At 67.7% G+C, this 19,060-nt stretch carries 19 protein-coding genes and 2 pseudogenes; 15 read left to right on the top strand and 6 right to left on the bottom strand.

Features of this window, described 5'->3' with window-relative positions; all coding sequences use genetic code 11:
• Positions 1 to 112: 112 nt before the first annotated feature.
• The 4 genes from ACZ5QD_RS14325 to ACZ5QD_RS14310 form a co-directional block, all read right to left on the bottom strand.
• Positions 113 to 2,983: a helicase-related protein gene (locus tag ACZ5QD_RS14325; RefSeq protein ID WP_464366892.1), complete on the bottom strand. Its 2,871-nt coding sequence runs from the start codon at positions 2,981 to 2,983 to the stop codon at positions 113 to 115.
• On the bottom strand, positions 2,980 to 8,157 hold the full coding sequence (locus ACZ5QD_RS14320) for a DEAD/DEAH box helicase (RefSeq protein ID WP_464366891.1): 5,178 nt from the start codon (positions 8,155 to 8,157) through the stop codon (positions 2,980 to 2,982). The genes ACZ5QD_RS14325 and ACZ5QD_RS14320 overlap by 4 nt, the downstream gene beginning before the upstream one ends.
• A gap of 383 nt (positions 8,158 to 8,540) precedes the next feature.
• Complete coding sequence (locus ACZ5QD_RS14315; protein WP_464366890.1) at positions 8,541 to 8,999, bottom strand: hypothetical protein; 459 nt, start codon at positions 8,997 to 8,999, stop codon at positions 8,541 to 8,543.
• Positions 8,996 to 9,670: an RNA polymerase sigma factor gene (locus ACZ5QD_RS14310; RefSeq protein ID WP_464366889.1), complete on the bottom strand. Its 675-nt coding sequence runs from the start codon at positions 9,668 to 9,670 to the stop codon at positions 8,996 to 8,998. The genes ACZ5QD_RS14315 and ACZ5QD_RS14310 overlap by 4 nt, the downstream gene beginning before the upstream one ends.
• Before the next feature lie 82 nt (positions 9,671 to 9,752).
• Between ACZ5QD_RS14310 and ACZ5QD_RS14305 the strand changes: the two genes are divergently transcribed.
• The 11 genes from ACZ5QD_RS14305 (at position 9,753) to ACZ5QD_RS14255 (ending at position 14,414) form a co-directional block, all read left to right on the top strand.
• Positions 9,753 to 10,247 (top strand): Asp23/Gls24 family envelope stress response protein, encoded by a 495-nt coding sequence (locus tag ACZ5QD_RS14305; RefSeq protein ID WP_006896935.1) that lies wholly within the window; start codon positions 9,753 to 9,755, stop codon positions 10,245 to 10,247.
• On the top strand, positions 10,247 to 10,588 hold the full coding sequence (locus ACZ5QD_RS14300; protein WP_464366888.1) for an Asp23/Gls24 family envelope stress response protein: 342 nt from the start codon (positions 10,247 to 10,249) through the stop codon (positions 10,586 to 10,588). Before ACZ5QD_RS14305 ends, ACZ5QD_RS14300 begins: the two co-directional genes overlap by 1 nt.
• Positions 10,581 to 10,763, top strand: coding sequence for a hypothetical protein (locus tag ACZ5QD_RS14295; protein WP_006896933.1), 183 nt, complete (start codon positions 10,581 to 10,583; stop codon positions 10,761 to 10,763). The genes ACZ5QD_RS14300 and ACZ5QD_RS14295 overlap by 8 nt, the downstream gene beginning before the upstream one ends.
• Entirely contained in the window at positions 10,756 to 11,241 is a 486-nt protein-coding gene (locus tag ACZ5QD_RS14290) for an Asp23/Gls24 family envelope stress response protein (RefSeq protein WP_006896932.1), read from the top strand. Before ACZ5QD_RS14295 ends, ACZ5QD_RS14290 begins: the two co-directional genes overlap by 8 nt.
• Positions 11,238 to 11,822, top strand: coding sequence for a DUF6286 domain-containing protein (locus ACZ5QD_RS14285; protein ID WP_006896931.1), 585 nt, complete (start codon positions 11,238 to 11,240; stop codon positions 11,820 to 11,822). The genes ACZ5QD_RS14290 and ACZ5QD_RS14285 overlap by 4 nt, the downstream gene beginning before the upstream one ends.
• Positions 11,819 to 12,373: a hypothetical protein gene (locus ACZ5QD_RS14280; RefSeq protein ID WP_464366887.1), complete on the top strand. Its 555-nt coding sequence runs from the start codon at positions 11,819 to 11,821 to the stop codon at positions 12,371 to 12,373. Before ACZ5QD_RS14285 ends, ACZ5QD_RS14280 begins: the two co-directional genes overlap by 4 nt.
• Before the next feature lie 33 nt (positions 12,374 to 12,406).
• Entirely contained in the window at positions 12,407 to 12,607 is a 201-nt protein-coding gene (locus tag ACZ5QD_RS14275; RefSeq protein ID WP_006896929.1) for a CsbD family protein, read from the top strand.
• A gap of 85 nt (positions 12,608 to 12,692) precedes the next feature.
• A complete protein-coding gene (locus tag ACZ5QD_RS14270) occupies positions 12,693 to 13,247 on the top strand; it encodes a TetR/AcrR family transcriptional regulator (RefSeq protein WP_464366886.1) in 555 nt (184 codons plus the stop codon).
• On the top strand, positions 13,244 to 13,591 hold the full coding sequence (locus ACZ5QD_RS14265) for a DMT family transporter (RefSeq protein WP_062367192.1): 348 nt from the start codon (positions 13,244 to 13,246) through the stop codon (positions 13,589 to 13,591). The genes ACZ5QD_RS14270 and ACZ5QD_RS14265 overlap by 4 nt, the downstream gene beginning before the upstream one ends.
• A complete protein-coding gene (locus ACZ5QD_RS14260; protein WP_062367194.1) occupies positions 13,588 to 13,899 on the top strand; it encodes a DMT family transporter in 312 nt (103 codons plus the stop codon). Before ACZ5QD_RS14265 ends, ACZ5QD_RS14260 begins: the two co-directional genes overlap by 4 nt.
• 98 nt (positions 13,900 to 13,997) lie before the next feature.
• On the top strand, positions 13,998 to 14,414 hold the full coding sequence (locus ACZ5QD_RS14255; RefSeq protein WP_082781281.1) for an ester cyclase: 417 nt from the start codon (positions 13,998 to 14,000) through the stop codon (positions 14,412 to 14,414).
• 70 nt (positions 14,415 to 14,484) lie between these two features.
• On the opposite strand, the gene ACZ5QD_RS14250 is transcribed toward ACZ5QD_RS14255, so the two are convergent.
• Positions 14,485 to 15,681 carry an acyl-CoA dehydrogenase family protein gene (locus ACZ5QD_RS14250; RefSeq protein ID WP_062367198.1) on the bottom strand — a complete coding sequence of 399 codons (1,197 nt, stop codon included), beginning with the start codon at positions 15,679 to 15,681 and terminating at the stop codon, positions 14,485 to 14,487.
• Between the two features lie 114 nt (positions 15,682 to 15,795).
• Between ACZ5QD_RS14250 and ACZ5QD_RS14245 the strand changes: the two genes are divergently transcribed.
• The 4 genes and pseudogenes from ACZ5QD_RS14245 to ACZ5QD_RS14230 all read left to right on the top strand — a co-directional run bounded on the left by ACZ5QD_RS14245 (position 15,796) and on the right by ACZ5QD_RS14230 (position 17,607).
• The gene (locus ACZ5QD_RS14245) at positions 15,796 to 16,023 is read left to right on the top strand and encodes a hypothetical protein (protein ID WP_039867638.1); all 228 of its coding nucleotides are present in this window, start codon (positions 15,796 to 15,798) and stop codon (positions 16,021 to 16,023) included.
• A 123-nt stretch (positions 16,024 to 16,146) separates the two neighbouring features.
• Positions 16,147 to 16,839, top strand: coding sequence for a GntR family transcriptional regulator (locus ACZ5QD_RS14240; RefSeq protein WP_433820650.1), 693 nt, complete (start codon positions 16,147 to 16,149; stop codon positions 16,837 to 16,839).
• Positions 16,840 to 16,933: 94 nt separating this feature from the next.
• Positions 16,934 to 16,984 (top strand): annotated as a pseudogene (locus ACZ5QD_RS14235) (hypothetical protein); the annotation flags it as partial.
• Positions 16,985 to 16,997: 13 nt separating this feature from the next.
• A pseudogene (locus tag ACZ5QD_RS14230) lies at positions 16,998 to 17,607 on the top strand (nitroreductase).
• A 22-nt stretch (positions 17,608 to 17,629) separates the two neighbouring features.
• Here the strand turns inward: ACZ5QD_RS14230 and ACZ5QD_RS14225 are convergent.
• Positions 17,630 to 18,994 (bottom strand): phenylacetate--CoA ligase family protein, encoded by a 1,365-nt coding sequence (locus ACZ5QD_RS14225; protein ID WP_045538727.1) that lies wholly within the window; start codon positions 18,992 to 18,994, stop codon positions 17,630 to 17,632.
• Between the last annotated feature and the right edge of the window lie 66 nt (positions 18,995 to 19,060).

Raw genomic sequence — 19,060 nt, 5'->3', positions numbered from 1 at the left:
TAGGAGGCGGCCGACAGGCTCGCCGGATCGGACACCTCACCGGACTGGATGCGGCCGAGCAGCGCCGGAGGCACCACGCCACCAACGATGCGTACCCCCTGGAACGTGGCGCTCACCGCAGACCTCCTGCCGCACGGAAGACGTAGACCCCGAGAACATCGACCGGAAGCTGCGGAGTCACCGTCAGCCCCCGTACACCCAGACCCCCGGCGCGGTCACCCCGCGCGGCGCGACGTACCGCCACGTGCGCCTGCCGCAGCGTCTCCGCAACCACGGTCGCCTGCTCGTCGAGTGCGGGATCGAGGAGAGGTAAGGCCGCCAACACCGATCCCACCACGCCGGTGGCCGTCTCGAAAGGTACGTTCGCCGACGGACGTGCCGCCAGCAGGGCATCCACCTCGTCCGGGGACAGCCAGGTGGGATTGGACGGGCTGCCCGTGAACGCGAGAACCCGCGCTTCCTCCGCCACCGACGTCACATCACCGTGTCGCGACGGCATCGACAGATGCGTACGGAAACGCACCAGCAGCGCAACCGCGGGCGTCGTGACATCGTCGCTGACGATGATGCCGCAGCGGCGCGCCGGCCGGGCCGACGCCGGAAGCTGCGGATCGAGCGCTGCGTTGAGCACATAGTCGGCGATGGCGGCCACCACGTGGTCGGTGCGCTGCAGCACCGCCGCACCCGCCGGGGCCGGGTGATCCGCGGCGAACCGCACGACGTCCCCTGGTGCGCGCACCACGTCGCGCAGTCCGACCGGGGCCAGCGCCAGATCAGCCGCGAAGCCAGTGCCGTCCGTGGACAGCGTCGCACCGACATCGGACAGCGCCGTCTGCACGAACCCCGCGACGTCGTCGGGTGAGCCGAGGCTGGCGCGTGCCGCGTCCACCGCCTCCTGTACCTCGTCCGGTCGGATCATGTTCTGCGCGAACCTACTTCGACTACGGCTCTCGTTCTCGGCGCTGCTGCGCCACTCCTCGCTCAGTTCGTTGGCCTTGCCCTCGAGGCCGAATCCGAGCTCCAGCTGCTCACCTTGCTGCCCGCGCATCAGCACACCTTCGAGCAGTGCTGCGAGCACCTGATCGCTCTGCGGCGGCACCGGCACACTGATCCCGAGGTCGCGGCGGATCGCTTCGTGCTTGCGGAGCAGCACATCGAGGATGATGCCGTCGATGCCGTTGTCCTCGCCGTAGAGCAGCAGTGCTCGCACCACCTCGGCGGGCTGGCCGAATCGGTCGACCCGGCCCTCTCGCTGCTCGTGTCGCGTCGGATTCCATGCCAGGTCGTAGTGGACGACCGCCTGGAAGTCCTCCTGTAGGTTCACGCCCTCCGACAGGCAGTCGGTGGCCACCAACACCTTTCGGGATCCGGCCGCGCGTTCGGACAGGGCAGCGACCCGCTGTGCACGTTCCTCCGACGGAAGCTCGCCGGTGACGATCTCCACCTCCACCTTCTTGAGCGCCGCCCGCAGATGCGCGGCCACGTAGTGCGCGGTCGGGATGAAGCGGCAGAACACGATTGGGTCGAACCCGTCCTTCAGAAGCTTCTTGACCTGCGTGGTCACCAGCGCCAGCTTCGCGTCCTGAGCGTGGTCGGCTTCCAGTTCGAGGGCGCGGTCCCGGAACGCGCGCAGCTGACTGCGTTCGCTGGGACGCTCCTGGCTCTCGTGCACCAGTGCACCCGGCACCACGTCTCCGCCGTCAGCGGCGTCATCCTCGACCTGGTCGAGAACCTCGGAGGCGCCGAGCCGGTCCGCCGCGGACTCGTTCTCTGCCTCGGCCGCGGACGCCCGGGTGTTCAGGGTCGCCGCGGCCGCGGCCGGCGAGGAGGCCATCGCCCGCAACAGCGACAGCGCCGACCACCATCGCACCCGCTGCTGCAGTGCGGTGCCGGTACGGTCCTGCACCCGGCCCCGGACATAGGCGAGGACATCGTCGAACAGGGCCCGATGCTGCGGGGTGAGCCGATATGCGATCTCCTGCGTCCGGCGATCCTTCGGGAACTTGGTGTCCTGCCCCAGATAGCCGCGAATGTCGGCGCGACGCCGCTGCACCATGTGCTCGGCCAGCAGTCTCCGCCCGGCCTCCGAAGACAGGTCCGCGTCGTGCAGTGCCGGATCGAGCAGGCCGATCAGGTTACGGAAGGCGCCCTCGTTACCGCTGTGCGGGGTCGCGGTCACCAGAATCAGGTGACGGTCCGGGCTGTCGGCCAGATCACGCACCAGCCGGTACCGCTGGGTGCGTCCCGCACTCCCGCGTCCGGTGTCGTCGGCGGCCACCCCGTGCGCCTCGTCGACGATCACCAGATCCGGTGCGCCCCGCAGAAAATCGTTGCGACGACGCTCTGCCTTGATGAAATCGGTGGACACGATCGTTACCGGGTACCGCTCGAACAGCGACTGCCCGTACTCGAGCCCCCGCTCGAGGCGGGCCACCGTACCCGGCAACACCAACTCCCCATCCAGTCCGAACTTCTCGAAGAGTTCACGACGCCACTGCTCGGCCAGACTCGGCGGACACAGCACCGCCAGCCGCTGCGCCGACCCCTGTGCCAGCATCTCCGCCGCCACCAGTGCTGCCTCCACCGTCTTGCCGATACCGACATCGTCGGCGATCAGCAGCCGCACTGTCTCCTGCCGCAGCGCCAGCAGCAGCGGCACCAGCTGGTAGGGCCGTGGCGACACCGACAGCCCGGCGAGGGACCGGAACGGTCCACCGCTGGAACGGAATCCGATTCGCAGTGCATCGCGCAGCAGTCGGGCACTGCGGTCGTTGCCGAGGTCGCCGGCGTCCGGTGGCGGGAACGTGGCCGCCTGCACCGGCTCGAGCGCAGGCAGCACTCCCGCGACGTCGTCCGCGCCGCCCCCGAGCGGGCGCAACACGAGCATCTCGGCGTCGCTGGCAGGCAGCACCACCCAGTCCCGTCCGCGGGTATGAACCAGGGAACCGACCGCGAACTGCGCGGCCGTGGCAGTCGACGTCATGAGGTGGCCTCTCCGAAAACGGTGGGATGAGCGCGGACGGCAGTCAGCAAGTCCGCATCGGCGGGGATCTCGACGACGTTCCACCCGCCGAACTGCAAGGTGACGGCATCGCGGGCATCCCCGCCCCGTTCGTACACCAACACGGCGGTCGGGATGCCCGGTGTCGGGAACACCATGTCGATCCGAATCCCGTCGTGCTCGACATCCACCCGATCGGGCGTGTGGAAATCGTTGTCCTGCAGCAAGGTCCACAACGCCGCGGCACGCGGGCCGGATGGCACTGCCGTCGCAGCTGTGGTCGGCGCTGTCGTGTCTCTGGTGGCATCCGAGAGCGTTGTCGCGGTAGCCAGATCGAGCAACAGCGGGACGATTGCACGTCGGTCGATCGACTCGTGGTCGAGCTGGTTACCGTACGACAGCAAGCAGCGGTAGCAACCGCGCACACACGCACCTTCGACATCCGACCCGGTATCGGGGTCGACGTGCATGATTTCGAGGGCGCGGCGGGAGGCGCGGGCGACGGCATCCGGCTCAGACTGCAGCCGGCGCAGCACCCCGGCACCGCCCTCGGCGGCCTCGATCAGCAGCAGTCGGCCGCGTTCGTCCGGGTCGGGTAGCAGTTCGCTGGCCAGCTCCGAGTCCTCGAGTTCGAAGGTGGTTTCGATGCCACGTTCGAGCGCGTACTGCAGCGTCACGGCCTCCGACTCCGACACGGAGCGGGTCCAGCGCAGCACCGCTATGTTTCGGCGGTCCTCCACGTACGGGGTGACCTGTGCCTTGCGGGTGACGTCGTCGAAGCCGGCTTCCATCTCGTCGTCTGGGTCGGCGGCGTCGTCGGACCGGTAGTCCTTCTCCGACAGCCACCGGCCCTTCACCAGGTCGAGGTAGAAGCCGTGGACATCCTTGTGCTTGCGGTTGCGTCGACCCAGGTTGGTCACCCGCACCTCGGCGGCATCCCCGTACTGGACATCGAGCAGAGTACGCCCGGACGCAGACGCGACCGTCGCATCGAACCGGCCGCTGCTCGAGCCCCGCGGCAGGAAACGGTAGGTGGTGCGGAGTTCGAAACCCACCCGGTTGCGTTCTTCCTCGTCAGCGCTGATCCGCTCTCGTCGCCGCGTGATCACCGATTGCAGCTGCAGCAGTTCCTTCCATTCACCGGTCAACGGCTCGGCACACAACTCACACACATCGATGCCCGCCTGCACCGGATGGTGGTAGCCGCAGGCATCGCACACCCGCGCCGACGAGCGCAGTACCTCGGTCCCGCCGTCACCGTTGCCGCGCGGCAGGCTGACGCGGGTGACCTGGTAGCGGGCGCCGTCGTGGTAAATCAAAGCGCCCGGCCCGAACTCCGAGATCGCGAGGAACCGGGCACGCTGCAGCCAGCTGCCGTCCCCACCGCGCTGGCCGGGAATGAACGCTGCCAAGGGGAGCCGTGGAAACGAATATCCTGGAAGGAAACCCTCCGACGCCAGGTAGCGGTACGTGTAGAAATCCGTCTGCCCGTGCCCATCGGACTGGTTGAGCAGCAACTCGATTCGCTGCCTCGCCTCACCGGAACGGCGATCGGATTCCTCCCTCTCCTTGCGGGTGCGGGTCGAGTCGCTGGACTGCGCATACGCCGCGTCTCGTTCCTTCGTGGCGGTCTCGTACAGGGTCCGCCATCGGTTGAACGCCCTGTTGAACTCCACTGGAGCCTCGTCGATCACCGTGCCCGCCCACGACGCGTCCCACCACGCTGCCTCCGACAGCTCCGGTTCGAGCGGGCCGAGCAGTGCTGCAGCGCGGGTCGTGGCCCGGGCACTCGCCAGCGGATCGCGCAGCACGTCCATCAACTGCGGCTGCACCGGGTACCCGTCCTCGGTCAGGTCGAGTACCCCCGAAATCGACGAGCCCAGACCCTGATCGGTGGCGGCCAACGCCTCCGCCAGCCATACCGCGTGCACGTGCGAGCGGACCAGATCCTCGTTCGCGATGTCCAGACGCGGCGGAATCACCCGACCGGACACCATCAGGTGGGACCGCTCGAAGTAATAGCTGTCGTGGCTGTTACCGGAGGCGCAGTAGGTGACCACCATGGCCGGCTGCCCGGATCTGCCCGCTCGGCCGCTACGCTGCGCATAGTTCGCCGGTGTCGGTGGCACGTTCCGCATGGCGACAGCGTTGAGCGAGGAGATGTCGACACCCAATTCCATGGTGGGAGAACAGAACAGAAGCGGTAGGTCGCCGGACCGGAACCGCTTCTCGCGCTCCTCGCGCTCGTCGGACCGCACCTGTGCGGTGTGTTCGAGGGCCTGCAAGCCCGCCAGCTCCTGGCCGACCTCGCGGTACAGGTCGCGGAACAACGGCACGACTCGCGGACGGGTGTCAGCCTCGTACCGGCGGCGCAGCGGATCGCGGGCACCGAACTCGCCACTGCCGGCTCGCAGCAGCATCGTGGAGGCCTTGAGCCGGTAGCCGCTCGCTCGTCCGTCGGTGGTCTTCGTGATCAACCCCTTGGCGGAGAGCAATTCGATCAGGGAAGCGATCATGTCTGATGCGTCCGTGGTACTCAGTGCGATGCTGTCCTTGTAGAGCTGCCGCAGCCACTTGCCGAAATTGCCGCGCCCGGTCAGGTTCAGCACCGACCGAGGCGAACCCTTCGCGCCGGACTCCGGGACCACGAGCCCGATGATCGGGTCCGGTTCGGTCGACGACAGCGCCCACAAACCGTCGAGATGTTCCCGGCTGCGCCGACGCAGGCCGTTGACGAAATCGATGGTCAACGCCTCCGCGTCGATCGCCAACACTCGTCGGAACTCGTCGAGGAGCACCTCGATGATCTCCTGACGTTGACCCGGATCGATCAGCCGGAACATCGGATGAGCGTCGTCCCACAACTCCGTCCGCTCCGCCAACACTCGCGCCAGCGGATACTCGACCACCATCAGGCCGCTCTGCTCGAGGTTCGGCAGCGTCACCCGCCACCCGCGCTGAAGATCGCGTAGCGTCCGGTACTCCACCATCGACTGCAGTGCTCGCCGGACCGGTCGCTGATCCAGCGCGTCGGGAACCTGCGCGTACTCGTGGAACTCGAGCGCCAGCTGATCGGTGACGGCCTTGCCGAGGTCGGATGGATCGAGACCATCGTCACCGGCCGCAACCAGTGCCTGATACAGCGCGGTACGCACTTGCACCACGAGCACGTAATCGTTGAGATGTCCAGCCTGCAGCGCGGCGTCCTGCCGGTTGTCGACGAACGTGAGCAGCTTGCGCGCACTCGTCGGCAACTCGGCTGCCGGTGCCGCCCGCAGCGCCCGCACCAGGCTCGACGCGATCACCGTCATAGCGCTGCTGCGGCCTTCGCGGTCCAGAGTGACCAACTTCGTGAACTCGCTGCTGCGCAGCGCCTCGTAGGAGACACCGCAGCGCAGGCAGAACCGCAGCGACGACGGAATCCACGCGGCGAGAGTATGGCCCGGGAGTTCGTGGTCCGGCCCGCGTGACGCCACGGCGGAACCGTCCGCTGCCACCAGCATCCGCTGCGGGACGTCCTTGGATCGCGTCTTCGTTACCGCGCTGCCCTGCGGCGTCACTTCCAGCCACGACGCCGGAAGGCGCCCCTCCGCGACCGGCTCGGTGGGCCACGGGTGGTCAGCAGAGACGTACAGGTAGCCGTCGTCGCGGTCCGTCGGCCGCAACTGGTGCCGGGCGGTGAACGCGACCGTGCGGTCGCCGACCTCGCAGCGGGCCATGAGATAGTCCTGCCCGCACTCCCGGCAGAACGCCAGCGGATACAGGCGCCGCTCCCGATCCGGGTGCTCGGGGCTCGGGTCCAGCACCACCTGGAACTCGGTCTCCACTGCGCGGGTCGCCTCGGGTTCGACGGTGGCGAACACCGAGCCGCCCTTGGACAGGAACTGGTGCAACCGGAACGCGAACAGTGGTCGATCCGTCTCGGGATGCCGCGTGCGGGAACCCGCCAGCAGCGTCGCACGGATCGCTGTGTCCGCACTGCGCTCGTCACGCCCCGTCACCTCGGCGAGATTCTCCGCCGCCGCCGCGATGGTCGAGGGGGCCCGCCGCACGAGACGGCCCGAACCCGGCTCGGTCGTCAACCCGAACTCGTCCTCGATCCAGCCTGCCAACGGATCGGATTGCAGCGCACCATAACCCGAACGCAGCGCGGGATCGTCGTACTCGACGTCGCCGCGACGATCGACCGCGGACGCGAGCGCTGCCGGCGAGGGTGCAGTCTCGGTCGTGGCACGCACCAGGGTTTCGGTGACGACGTGTTCGGGGCGAATCGTGGTACCGAAGATCGTCGAGGCGACGGCGGCGACGTCCCTCTGCTGCTCGGCGACCGTCCCGCCACTCGACATCGTTGCCGATGTCCCGACGCACTGCAGTGTCGTATCGGCCGCGGCCGCGTCACGGACCCGTCGCACCAACATCGCCACATCCGCGCCCTGCCGACCGCGATAGGTGTGCAACTCGTCAAGGACGAGGAACTGGAGCCCGCGCGCAGCTCGAACCAGCGACGATCGTTCGTCCGGACGGGTGAGCACCAGCTCGAGCATCACATAGTTGGTGAGCAGAATGTCCGGGGGATCGGCGAGGATCGCATCTCGTTCTTCACGCGACTCCTGGCCGGTGTACCGTTTGAACGTCACCGGCGGCTTGCCGCCGTACCCAAGCTCGAGGAACTTCTTCAGCTCCTCGACCTGACTGTTGGCCAGTGCGTTCATCGGATACACCACGATCGCCTGAACCCCACGACCCGTGCCGGTCCGCAGAACCCGGTCGACGATGGGGACGATGTACGCCAAGGACTTGCCAGACCCGGTGCCGGTCGTCAGGACATACGAGGCACCCGACCCTGCGATCTCCACCGCATCCCGCTGATGCCGGTGCAGGGTGATCGACTCCCCACCGGCGTCGGCGGCATCGGACTTGATCCGGAAGATCCGCTCGCACTCGGGATGAAGGAGCCCCGACGACACCAACTCGTCGACGCGACCGCCGGGCGCGAAGGACGGATTCAACGCCACCCACGGCGCGGGCCACTGCGAACCCTTCGCACTCTGCTCCGACACCACCGCTGCGACACGCTCGTCACGAATGTCGACGAAACCCTCGGTGAACTGGCGGTAGTCGCCGATCAGCCGTCGGTGAATCTCGAAGGCATCCACGGTCGTCTCCTCAGTCCTCAGCAGGGAAATCTCGACCAACTGTAGCCGGAGGGGATGACGTTCAGGCGCAGGTGGATGGTGCGTGAACGAATCTGTCACCTGATCATGCAGCAGTCCCGGATCAGGTCATCAATTGGTTTCGCGCGCCAGTAGATGTACCCGGAAAGAGGATTTGTCACAGTGGCGTATTGGGTAGGTCTAACAGGAAACGGGAACGACGTCCGCGCCTCGTTACAGTGAGCGCTTGGAATGCTCTGGCAGGTGAAAGTTCTGACAGGCTCTGCTGGAATCTCGGGCTGACATGGCTTGGAGAACCGCAGATGGACGGCCTGGCTACTGACAAACCGCAGGAAATCTACACCTCTCGCCCCCCATCCCCCTTCTCAGTTCAGCCACTCCCGGCTGTACACGTCCTGCCATCGCACATGCACCTGGGCGCCGGCCCGCCGTGCGCTGTCCGCGCCGAGGGTCTCGCCCAGAACCTGTTCGACGGCGTCGCGGACTCGGTCGGCCTCGGCGTGGAGGTCGTCGCGATACCGGGCCACGAGCCCGATCGTGAGGCCGGTGAGTTCATCGTCGTCGCCGTCCAGCCGGACGTGGACCACCAGGCGGCCGACGGCGTTCCGCACCCGCGTGGCCAAGAGTTGCTTGAGGACGCGGTCGTTGACGCGGACCCTCGGGTCGTCGGTGGCGAGGTCGCGGCCGGGCCGACGGAGCCGGGGCAGTCCGGACGCGATCGCCGAGACCAGGCGCGCGACGTCGCCGGTCGGCTCATCGAGGCGGCGGCTCGCGTCCACCAGCCAGGCGTCGGTCGGATCTCCGCCTACAGCTTCTGAATTCATGTCCGCGTCCTCCTCTCTCGACTCTGTCGCTGTGCTTCGGGTTCGCCGATGCGTTCCTCCGGGCTCGGCATCCCGCTACTCCCAGGCTTCCACGGCGCGAGGCGAGTGGTGAGGAAGGTCCGGCTGCGCTGGAGGTGCCCACGCACCGAACCGTTGCTGATCTTCAGTACCGACTCGATCTCGCCGAGAGAGAGGCCCTCGACCTCCCGAAGCCACCACACCGCCCGCGGTACAGGCGGCAGGTGCGTCAGTTCGGCGCGGAGTGCTTCGACCAACTCGGCCCGCTCGGCGGCCTCGCTCGGCAGCGGCTGGGCCGACTCGAGGTCGGCGAATTGCTCGTTCTCAGTGGGCAGTTCCCGGCGGCGGCGATAGTGGTCGATCACCTTGCGATGAGCGATGCCGAGCACCCAGGTGCGGACCGCGCTGCGGAACTCGAAGTCCGGCAGTGCGCGCCACACCGCGATCATCGTCTCCTGCGCGACGTCCTCGGCGACCTGCGGATCGTCGATCATGCGCCGGACGAATCGCAGCAGGATCGGCGCCGTTCGGCCGATCAGGACGTCGAAGGCCTCCGGATCACCGGCACCTGCGGCGGCGGCCAACTCCTCGTCGGAGAAGTCGTCCAGACCTGGGCTCGCCCGGTGACCGTTGGTGTGATTCAGATCATTCACCGATTCGCGTGCAACTTTCTGTTCGGCTGCGACTGACTATATACAACCCCGGAACCGACGGGGTCCCTTGGAAAGGACCAGCATGAGCGAACAGACCACCGCGAAGTCGACCGACGCAGGCACCGACACCGACGGTCCGCGCACCACCGGGCGCGACGTCCAACTGGCCCGGAACTCGACGACCGCGCTCAACGGCAGCCTCGGCACCACGTCGATCGCGGACGTCGTCGTCGCCAAGATCGCGGGTATCGCCACCCGCGAGATCGACGGTGTGTACGACCTCGGCGGTACCACGGAACGCGCTGTCGGCAAGGTCCGCGACGTGCTGCCGGGTACCAGCACCAGCGTGACTCAGGGAATCGACGTCGAGGTCGGGGAGCGGCAGGCCGCCATCGACATCTCGATCGTCGCCGAATTCGGCGTGGCCATCCACCAACTCGCCGGGGCCATCCGACGCAACGTGATCAACGCGATCGAGCAGATGACGGGCCTGGAAGTGACCGAAGTGAACGTGACCGTGCACGACATCCACTTCGACGACGAGGACCAGGACTTCGGCGAACCGCGGGTCCAGTGATGGCCCCGCCTCCGGCCGACGACGCGCTGGTGAAGGACATCGCCGCCGCCGTGCTCGCGGTACCCGGAGTGGTGGAACTCGACGGCGGAATGTTCGGCGAGGTTGCCACGTATCTCCCGGGCGAACGGGTCAGCGGCATCCGGCTCTCCGACGAGGAGGGCTCGGTGCACATCGTGGTCGATCTGCGCCACGACCTGCGCGAGGTGGCGGCGCAGGTGGCGGACACGGCCAGTGAGATCAGCGGCCGCCGGTTCTCGGTGACCATCGAGGACGTCACCACCGGAGAACCCGCCGCCGCCGGGACCGCGACGACCGAATCTGAAGGAGAACTCGATGACTAAAGCTGCGACGATCGGCCTGTTCGCGGGCCTGCTGCTGGCGTTGGCGGCCACCACCGGCGGATTCGGCGGTCTGATCCTGGCGCTGATCCTCGGAGCCGTCGGGCTGATCGTGGGCCTGCAGGTCGACGGCACCATCGATGTGCGCGCGATCGCGCGCGGACGCAGCCGTGGCTGACGTCTCGGCCCCGTCGGCCAACGTGCCGGACACCACCGCGCCCGGTCGGCTGACGATGGCGGACAGCGTCTTCGAGAAGATCGCGTTGGCCGCCGCGTTGAGCGTCGACGGCGTGGTCCGTCACGACGGATCGATGGCGGGTCGGCTGGGCGCGTTCGTGGGCGGTGAGGCGACCGCGGGCTCCGACTATCCCCGGGTGCGGGTGGAGAGCGCGGGCGGCGCCGCCCACGTCGTGGACCTCACGTTGGCGCTCGCGTGGCCCTCACCGATCTCCGCCACCTGCTCACGGGTGCGGCAGAAGGTCGGCGACGAACTCGACCGGCTCACCGGGAACCGCCCGGTGCGCGTGAACGTCGCGGTGGAGGCGGTGGTGCCCGGAGCCGCCGCGAGATTCAGGAAGAACGGCTTCGTGCAACTGCCCGATCCCGACGACGGGCCCGCTGCAGGCGAAGCCGTTGACGAAGGGGGAAGACCATGACACCGTCGGCCGCCGAAGACCGTGACGACGAGTTGCGGGACATCAGCGATGAACCGATTCGCGATCCGGCGGGGTTCCCCGGAGCCGCCATCGCCGGCGGGCTGCTCGGGGTGGCGCTGCTCGTGCTGTGCGGGGCGATGATCCGGGACCTACTGGTGACCACCGGCGCCGTCTCCGGGGAGACCTGGACTCACCGTGCCGCCGACAATCTCGGGTCGTCCACCTGGAGCGGTTGGATGTGGGCGATCCCCGCCGTCTGCGCCGTGGTCGGCCTCGTCCTGCTCTGGCTCGCGGTGAAGCCCCGCCGGCGAACGCACCTCAACGTCGACGGCGTCCGCGTGGTGTGGACCCGCCCGGTCGACGTCGCGCGCCGCGCGAGCGCGGCGGTCTCCGAGGTGCCCAACGTCCGGCATGCGCTGACGACGGTGGGACGCCGCCGCATCAGGGTGACCGTCCGCACGTCCGGGCCCGTCGACCGCGATCGCATCGCGCAAGTGGCCGACGACGCGGTCGGGGCGGTGAGTTCCGGCAAGCACGTGGTGGTGAAGGTCCGGGGGCCGAGGAAAGAGTTCGTCGAATGAACCGCGGAGCCGCAGCCCTGCACCGACTGTCGATCGGTGTGATCGGGCTTCTGTGTCTGCTACTGGCCGCAGGGGTGATCCTGCACCAGCTGTCGGTGCACCCGGTCGAGGGGTGGGTGGACCGAATCGACACCGGAGGCATCCGTGACGCGACCGCCGCCGGTTGGTTCGCCGCCGTCCTGGTCGCCGTCGCACTGCTCGCGTTGTATTGGGGCTGGAGGCTGATCCGGACCACGATCGCGCCGCGCCGACCCGAACTCCTGGTGCTGAACGGCAGCGGGCCCGAGGGGACGATGACGGTCTCGCTCAAGCAGGTGGCCTCGGCCGTCGAAGAACAACTCGCCACACAGACCGTCCTGCGCCAGGTGCGCGTGCAGGCGATCGACGACCGCGGCGAGGCGATCATCCGCATCACGGTCGACGTCGCACCCGAGCGATCGTACGACGAGATCGTCGGCATTGTGACGCCGACGATCGAAGACCTCCGAATCGCGCTGGGGGATTCGGATGTGCACGTCCAGGTCTTCGTTCACCTGGACGCGCTGCAGTAACCGAAGTGAAATCCGAGAAGAGGAGTTGCCGCAATGGCGATGGAAGACAAGATGAGCAACAAGGCCGACGAGCTCAAGGGCAAGGCCAAGGAGGCCGGCGGCTCGCTGACCGGCGATGACGACCTCAAGAACGAGGGCAAGGCCGATCAGGCCGCGGCCGCGGTGAAGAAGGGCGTCGAAGAGGTCAAGGACGCGGCCGCCAAGGTGAAGGACAAGCTCACCGGCGACAAGTGATCGCACGCCGGCCCGTCGGGAACTCCCCGGCGGGCCGGCGCTTCTTTGTGTCCGCACTTTACCTTCTGGAAGGTAAAGTGTCCGGATGGAGTCCGAGACGCGGGTGCGCATCCTGCAGGCGGCCAAGGAACTGGCCCAAGAGAGCGAATCGGTGCAGGGGGTGACGATCTCCCTGGAGTCGGTCGCCGCTCGTGCCGGGATCACCAAACCCGGCCTGATGTACCACTTTCCGACCAAACGGGAACTCATGCTCGGTCTGGTGGAATACGCTGCGCGACACTGGGACTCGCTGTTGCGCGCGCACGCCGGAGCCGGTCCCGCCGACCTGGCCGTCTTCGACCGCTACCGCGCGTACGTCACCGTCGCCACCACCGCCGACGTGTCCCGGGTCGACTACTGGATCTTCGCCGATGCGCTCTACCACCCCGCACTGACCGAACCCTGGGCTCGTGTCCTCGGACCGTGGTTCGCACTCGAGGACGTGCCCGCACCGGCGCGGGCACGGCTGACGGCCGCGCGTTTCTGCGCCGACGGGGCGTGGATGTCGGAGGCCACCGGCGTGTTCCCCGCCGACGATCTTCCCGCCGTCCGACGACACGCGCTCGCGCTGATCGACGCCGCCGAGGGGGCGGAGCGGTGAAGTGGCTGCTGCTGGGCGGCGCCATCGCCGCCGAGGTGACCGGGACGCTCACCCTGCGCGCCACCGTCGACCATCCCGGCTGGATACCCGTGGTGATCGTCGCCTACTGCGCGGCTTTCGCTCTGCTCGCGCAGACCCTGCGCGCCGGTATGCACATCGGCGTCGCCTACGGGATCTGGGGTGCCTCCGGCGTCGCCCTCGTCGCAGTGCTCGGCGTGGTGATCTTCGGTGAGACGCTCGGGGTCCGGGCGATCATCGGAATCGCGCTGATCATCCTCGGTGTGGTCGTGGTGGAGACGGGGGCGAAGACCGTCGGCACCGCGAGCGAGGAGCAGGTGCTGTGAGCTGGGTGTGGCTGCTGCTGTCGATCGCCTCGGAGGTCACCGGCACCTTGGGCTTGCGTGCGGCCGGTGCCGGTCGCCGTCGCTGGCTGATCCTGGTGGGGGTCGGATACACCTGTGCCTTCGTCTTCCTCGGCTTCGCCCTCGACGCCGGCGTGCCGGTCAGTGTCGCGTACGGAATCTGGACCGCCGTCGGCATCGTGGCGATAGCGACGCTCGCCCGCGTGATCTGGAAGGATCCGTTGACCGGCCGGATGCTGCTGGGCACGGCCCTCATCATCGCCGGCGTGCTGCTGGTGGAACTCGGCTGACGCTCGTTTCGTCGACGTCCAGAATCTTGGACATTCCGCGTGCGGACTACGCGCGCATAGTGGGTTCACTCTCAATCAGCCAATCGAGGAGGACTCCTATGACCGCGTTATCCGACCATATCGTCGATGCCCACAACCGAGGACTTGCAGAGAAGGATATGGAATTGTTCGGCAGCATCTTCGCCGATGACGTCGCCGTGGAACTGCCGGGCGGGACGAGTTTCGAGGGCCGCGACGGGATCGTGCAGACAGCCGTCGCGTTCTACACCGCCTTTCCCGACATCCGGCTCACGCCGCGCCAGATCTGGGCCGACGACAACGGCGTCGTGGTGGAGCAGGTCTTCACGGGGACGCACACCGGCCCGCTGGCCACGCCGAACGGGGAGGTGCCGCCGACCGGAAAGAAGGTGGAGTTCGGACTCATCGACACCTTCCTCGTCACCGACGGAAAGGTGAGCGCGCACCGCGTCTACTACGACAACCTCGCACTCCTGGGACAGCTCGGGCTGGCCTGACGGACAGACACGACGGCGGGGCGGATCACGGCGGTGTGCCGGGTCCGCCTCCCGCGTGTTCCGGAGCCCGTCACCGTTCGGCGTAGTTCTCCAGCAGCCGCCGGCCGATGATCATCCGCTGGATGTCGGCGGTTCCCTCGCCGATCAGGAGCATGGGGGCCTCGCGGTAGAGGCGTTCGATCTCGTACTCCTTGGCGAAACCGTATCCGCCGTGGATCCGGAAGGCGTCCTCGACCACGTCGCGGCAGTACTCGGAGGCCAGGTACTTCGCCATTCCGGCTTCGAGGTCGTTCCGTTCGCCCGCGTCCTTGACGCGGGCGGCGCGGACCACCATCTGATGCGCGGCTTCGACCTTCGTCCCCATCTCCGCGATGCGGAAGAGGACGGCCTGGTGCTCGGCGATCGGCTTGCCGAAGGTCTCGCGCTGCTGGGCGTACGAGGTGCCGAGCTCGAAGGCGCGGTGGGCGACGCCGACGGCGCGTGCGGCGACGTTGACGCGGCCGACTTCGACGCCGTCCATCATCTGATAGAAGCCCCGACCCGGCTCGCCGCCGAGGATCTCGGCGGCGTCGATCGAATAGTCGTCGAAGAGCAGTTCGGTGGTGTCGACGCCCTTGTACCCCATCTTCTCGATCTTTCCGGGGATCGTGAGGCCAGGGGCCGCCTCGCCGAATCCGGGCGTCTTCTCGATGAGGAAGGTCGTCAGATTCTGATGCGGACGGTCGCGCCCCTCGGGAGTGCGGACCAGGACGGCCACGAGTGACGAGCTCGCGCCGTTGGTGACCCACATCTTCTGGCCGTTGACGGTGTACCGTCCTCGGCCGTCGGGGGTGGCGGACGTCGTGACGGCGGCGACGTCGGACCCCAGACCGGGCTCGGACATGGAGAAGGCGCAGGTGAGGTCGCCGGCTGCGAGGCGGGGAAGGTACTTCGCCCTCTGTTCCGGTGTGCCGTGCTGCTGCAGCAGGTAGGCGACGATGAAATGCGTGTTGATGATGCCGGAGACGCTCATCCAGCCACGGGCGATCTCTTCCACGACCAGCGCATAGGTGAGCAGCGACTCGCCGAGTCCGCCGTACTCCTCGTCGATGGTGAGGCCGAAGAGCCCCATCTGCTTCATCTGCGCGACGATCTCCGTCGGGTACTCGTCCGCGTGTTCCAGATGGGTGGCCATGGGCAGAATCTGCTGGTCGACGAAATCCCGGACCGTCGCGAGGATGTCTCGCTGTTCGGTGCTGAGGTTCTCGGTCGCACACAACTTGCCCATGGGTCCTCGTCTCTGTTCGCTGCCCCAACCATCGTGCATAATATGCGGTTCTGCCTCCGGGGTGAGGCGGATCTGGTGACGTACGCCGCCCAGGAAGCTCTTCGACCTGCCGTGATGTCACTGGCAGAAGCGCCGGTGCACCCGCATCTCGTGGCACGTGAGACCTTCGTAGAAGTGGAGGGCGTACCGCAGCCGGCGCCCGCGCCGCGGTTCAGTCGGACGCCGGGCTCCATCTCGCGGCCTCCGGCCGAACCGGGTGAGCACACCGACGAGGTACTGACCGACTGGGGCTTCGACGCCGAGCGCCTCGCCGCACTGCACGCATCGGGTGCCATCAGCTGAACCGCGCACGGGTCAATCAAATTGCAACGCACGACGCGCCGGACACTCGAGTGCCCGGCGCGTCGTGCGCATTGTGTGAAAGATATTATCCAGGTGACAGAACCGACACCAGTGAGGCGGCAGATCATCGTGAGTGCACCCGTGTCGACAGGCCGTGGACGGCATAAGCAGTTGCCGGACGCGGTCACGAGCTACGTCCGTGAACAGATCATGTCGGGCAACCTCAAGCCGGGCGAATTCTTGCGGATGGAGCCGATCGCGGAGACGGTCGGCGTCTCGATCACTCCGGTGCGCGAGGGCCTGCTGCGCCTGTCGAACGAAGGATTCGTCACGGCCGTGCCCCGCCGTGGTTTCGTGGTCGCGGAGTTCACGCGACAGGACGTGCGCGATCTGTTCTGGGCGCAGGCACAGTTGTCGGGAGAACTCGCCGCGCGTGCGGCCGAGCGGATCACCGATGTCCAGCTCCAGCAGCTCGAAGAAGTGATGGCGCAGTGCGATGCCGCGGTGAGTTCGGGCAATACCGAGGCCATCGGGGACCTCGGACACCAGTTCCACCGGCTGATCAATCTCGCGGCCGACTCCGACCGGCTCGCTCGACTGCTGGCGTCCATCGTCAAGCACCTGCCCAACTCGTTCTACGCGTCGATCGAGTCGCATGTGCGCACGGTGACGCCCGAACACCATCAGATGCTCGACGCGCTGACCGCGCACGACGCCCAGCGCGCACGCGAGATCACCGAGAAGCACATCGTCAACAGCGCCGACTACGTGGTCCAGATGCTCGAGGAGCGCGGACTGTGGAAGGACGCGGAGTAGGCGTGCCGGTCACGACGTCCGTCGAGGCGTCCGCGCCGGTTGACATTCAAGTAGGTCGAAGCCGGATGATGTCCGGGTGGCAGATTCCAGGTTGATGTCGATCGGATCGTTCGCGCGGCGGAGCGGTCTGACGGCGAGTGCGTTGCGTTTCTACGCTGATGCAGGTGTGCTTCTGCCTGCACAGATCGATCATTACGAAACCCGGCACCGCGACGCTCGAGTCGCCGGACGAGGACGGTCGCGTCCTCGAGGCGCTGCTCGACAGCCGCTGGAGCTGCCGCGGCTATCAGGAGGGCCGGCAGGTTCCGCGTGCGGACATCGAGCGGCTGCTGTCGATCGCTCAGCGGTCGCCGTCGTGGTGCAACACGCAGCCGTGGCAGGTCATCGTCACCCGAGGGCGAGGGAACGGAGCGATCCCGCGCGGCTCTGACCGAGTGGGATCGGCGAAGCAGGCGATGGAGAACTTCCGGCTCTTCGGTGCGCCGCACGTCGCGATCGTGACGACCGACGCGGTGCACGATGTGTACGGTGCCGTCGATTCCGGGCTCTACGTGAGCAACTTCCTGCTGGCGGCGCGGGCACTCGGTCTCGGCGCCATTCCGCAGGCGGCCCTCGCGATGGCGTCTCCGCTGATCCGGTCGCATTTCGCGATCGCCGACGATCGCAAGGTCCTGCTCGGCATCTCGTTCGGCTACGCCGACCCCGACCAACACCTACCGCACCTCGCGTGCGGAGCTGTCGGACGTGGTGCGCTGGGTCGACGCCTGAGAGAGGCCCGGACGCGGCCCGCTCACTGCGCGGCCGCGCCTGCGTCGCGCTCGACCGGTGCGACCTTGACGTGATCCGGCCGCTTCAGCGTGCCCTCGCCGATCAGCTCCACATCGGCCTTGATGTTGAGGGCCGAGCGGATCCGGTCCTCGATGGCGGCCTTCACCTCGGGGTGGCGTGCGGGGTCGACGGCGTCGGCGACTTCGGCCACCACAGGCAGTGGACGCTGGGTGGAATGACCCTCGAAGTCGGGGCGGATACGGATGTGCCCGGTGGTGAGCGGCGCCATCTCCTCCACGAGTTGCTTCACCGCTGACGGGAACACGTTGATGCCGCGGACGATGAGCATGTCGTCGGTGCGCCCGACACACCGAACCTTGTATCCGGTCCGACCGCAGGCGCAGTCGGTGGCGGTGACGACGACGTGATCGCGGGTGCGGAAGCGCAGCAGCGGCGACGCCCGACGCCCGAGGGCGGTGTACACCACTTCCCCCTCGACGCCGGCCGCGGGGGCGAGCACCTGCCCGTCGGCGGGATCGATGATCTCGGCGATGATCAGATCCGGCGAGTGGAAGTGCATGCCCTCCCCGGCTTCGCATTCGCCCCAGTAGATGCAGCCGAGGTCGGTGCCGCCGAGCATCTCGCGCGAGGTGGCGCCCCACAGCGACTGCAGCTTGTCGCGGATCGCGGGCAGTCCGCCGCCCGGCTCGCCGCCGACGCTGATGCTGCGGACGCCCAATTCGGCGGCGGGCACACCGACGATGTCCGGCGCCTGTTCGGCGAGGTAGGCGAGGAAGTTGGGCGTGCCGATGAGCGCCTCCGGACGCTGGTCGGCCTGTACGCGCAGCAGACGCTCGGCACCGGCCTCCGCGCCGATAGGGATGTCGACGATGCCCATGTGCCTGGCGATCTGGACCACCGGGAGCCCGCCCACGAAGCCTTTGCTCATGCCGAATCCGTGCAACATGCGGTCGCCCGGCCGGAAGCCGTTGGCGTACAGGGCCCGGGCGCCGAGTTCGCTCCAGATCGTGATGTCCGATTCGGTGAGGCCGACGTACGACGGGCTGCCGGTGGTGCCCGACGACGCCTGGATCTGGACGATCTCCGACATCGGCGCCGCCACGTGCGAGCCGAGCGGAGGATGCTCCGCCAGACTGTCCCGGAGCTCCTGCTTCTCGGTGAAGGGGAGATCGGCCAGGTGGTCGAGCGTCGTCACTCGGTCGATGTTCACCGAGTGCTCGGCGAATTTCGCCCGGTAGAACTCGCTGTTGGCGGCGAGGTACGCGAGCTGCTCGGCCAGCCGCGACTCCTGCATCGCCCGCGCCTGGTCGGGGCCGATCACCTCGACGGCGCTCCAGTAGTCGGCGGAGAACGGTCGGGTGCTCATGCTGTCTCGGCTCCTCTTCAACGCGATCCGGGTCGATGCGATCCGGCCGGCGCACCGGGGCTGCTG

Source organism: Gordonia sp. J1A (assembly GCF_055393515.1).
Note: the sequence above shows the minus strand (reverse complement) of the source record. Positions and strands in the feature narration are given on the sequence as shown.

Coding starts and splice junctions, on each gene's coding strand:
- ACZ5QD_RS14270 (WP_464366886.1), top strand. CDS start 12,693: ATGGAGTCCGAGACGCGGGTGCGCATCCTGCAGGCGGCCAAGGAACTG.
- ACZ5QD_RS14275 (WP_006896929.1), top strand. CDS start 12,407: ATGGCGATGGAAGACAAGATGAGCAACAAGGCCGACGAGCTCAAGGGC.
- ACZ5QD_RS14325 (WP_464366892.1), bottom strand. CDS start 2,983: ATGACGTCGACTGCCACGGCCGCGCAGTTCGCGGTCGGTTCCCTGGTT.
- ACZ5QD_RS14305 (WP_006896935.1), top strand. CDS start 9,753: ATGAGCGAACAGACCACCGCGAAGTCGACCGACGCAGGCACCGACACC.
- ACZ5QD_RS14295 (WP_006896933.1), top strand. CDS start 10,581: ATGACTAAAGCTGCGACGATCGGCCTGTTCGCGGGCCTGCTGCTGGCG.
- ACZ5QD_RS14285 (WP_006896931.1), top strand. CDS start 11,238: ATGACACCGTCGGCCGCCGAAGACCGTGACGACGAGTTGCGGGACATC.
- ACZ5QD_RS14300 (WP_464366888.1), top strand. CDS start 10,247: ATGGCCCCGCCTCCGGCCGACGACGCGCTGGTGAAGGACATCGCCGCC.
- ACZ5QD_RS14315 (WP_464366890.1), bottom strand. CDS start 8,999: ATGAATTCAGAAGCTGTAGGCGGAGATCCGACCGACGCCTGGCTGGTG.
- ACZ5QD_RS14245 (WP_039867638.1), top strand. CDS start 15,796: ATGTCACTGGCAGAAGCGCCGGTGCACCCGCATCTCGTGGCACGTGAG.
- ACZ5QD_RS14280 (WP_464366887.1), top strand. CDS start 11,819: ATGAACCGCGGAGCCGCAGCCCTGCACCGACTGTCGATCGGTGTGATC.
- ACZ5QD_RS14250 (WP_062367198.1), bottom strand. CDS start 15,681: ATGGGCAAGTTGTGTGCGACCGAGAACCTCAGCACCGAACAGCGAGAC.
- ACZ5QD_RS14225 (WP_045538727.1), bottom strand. CDS start 18,994: ATGAGCACCCGACCGTTCTCCGCCGACTACTGGAGCGCCGTCGAGGTG.
- ACZ5QD_RS14255 (WP_082781281.1), top strand. CDS start 13,998: ATGACCGCGTTATCCGACCATATCGTCGATGCCCACAACCGAGGACTT.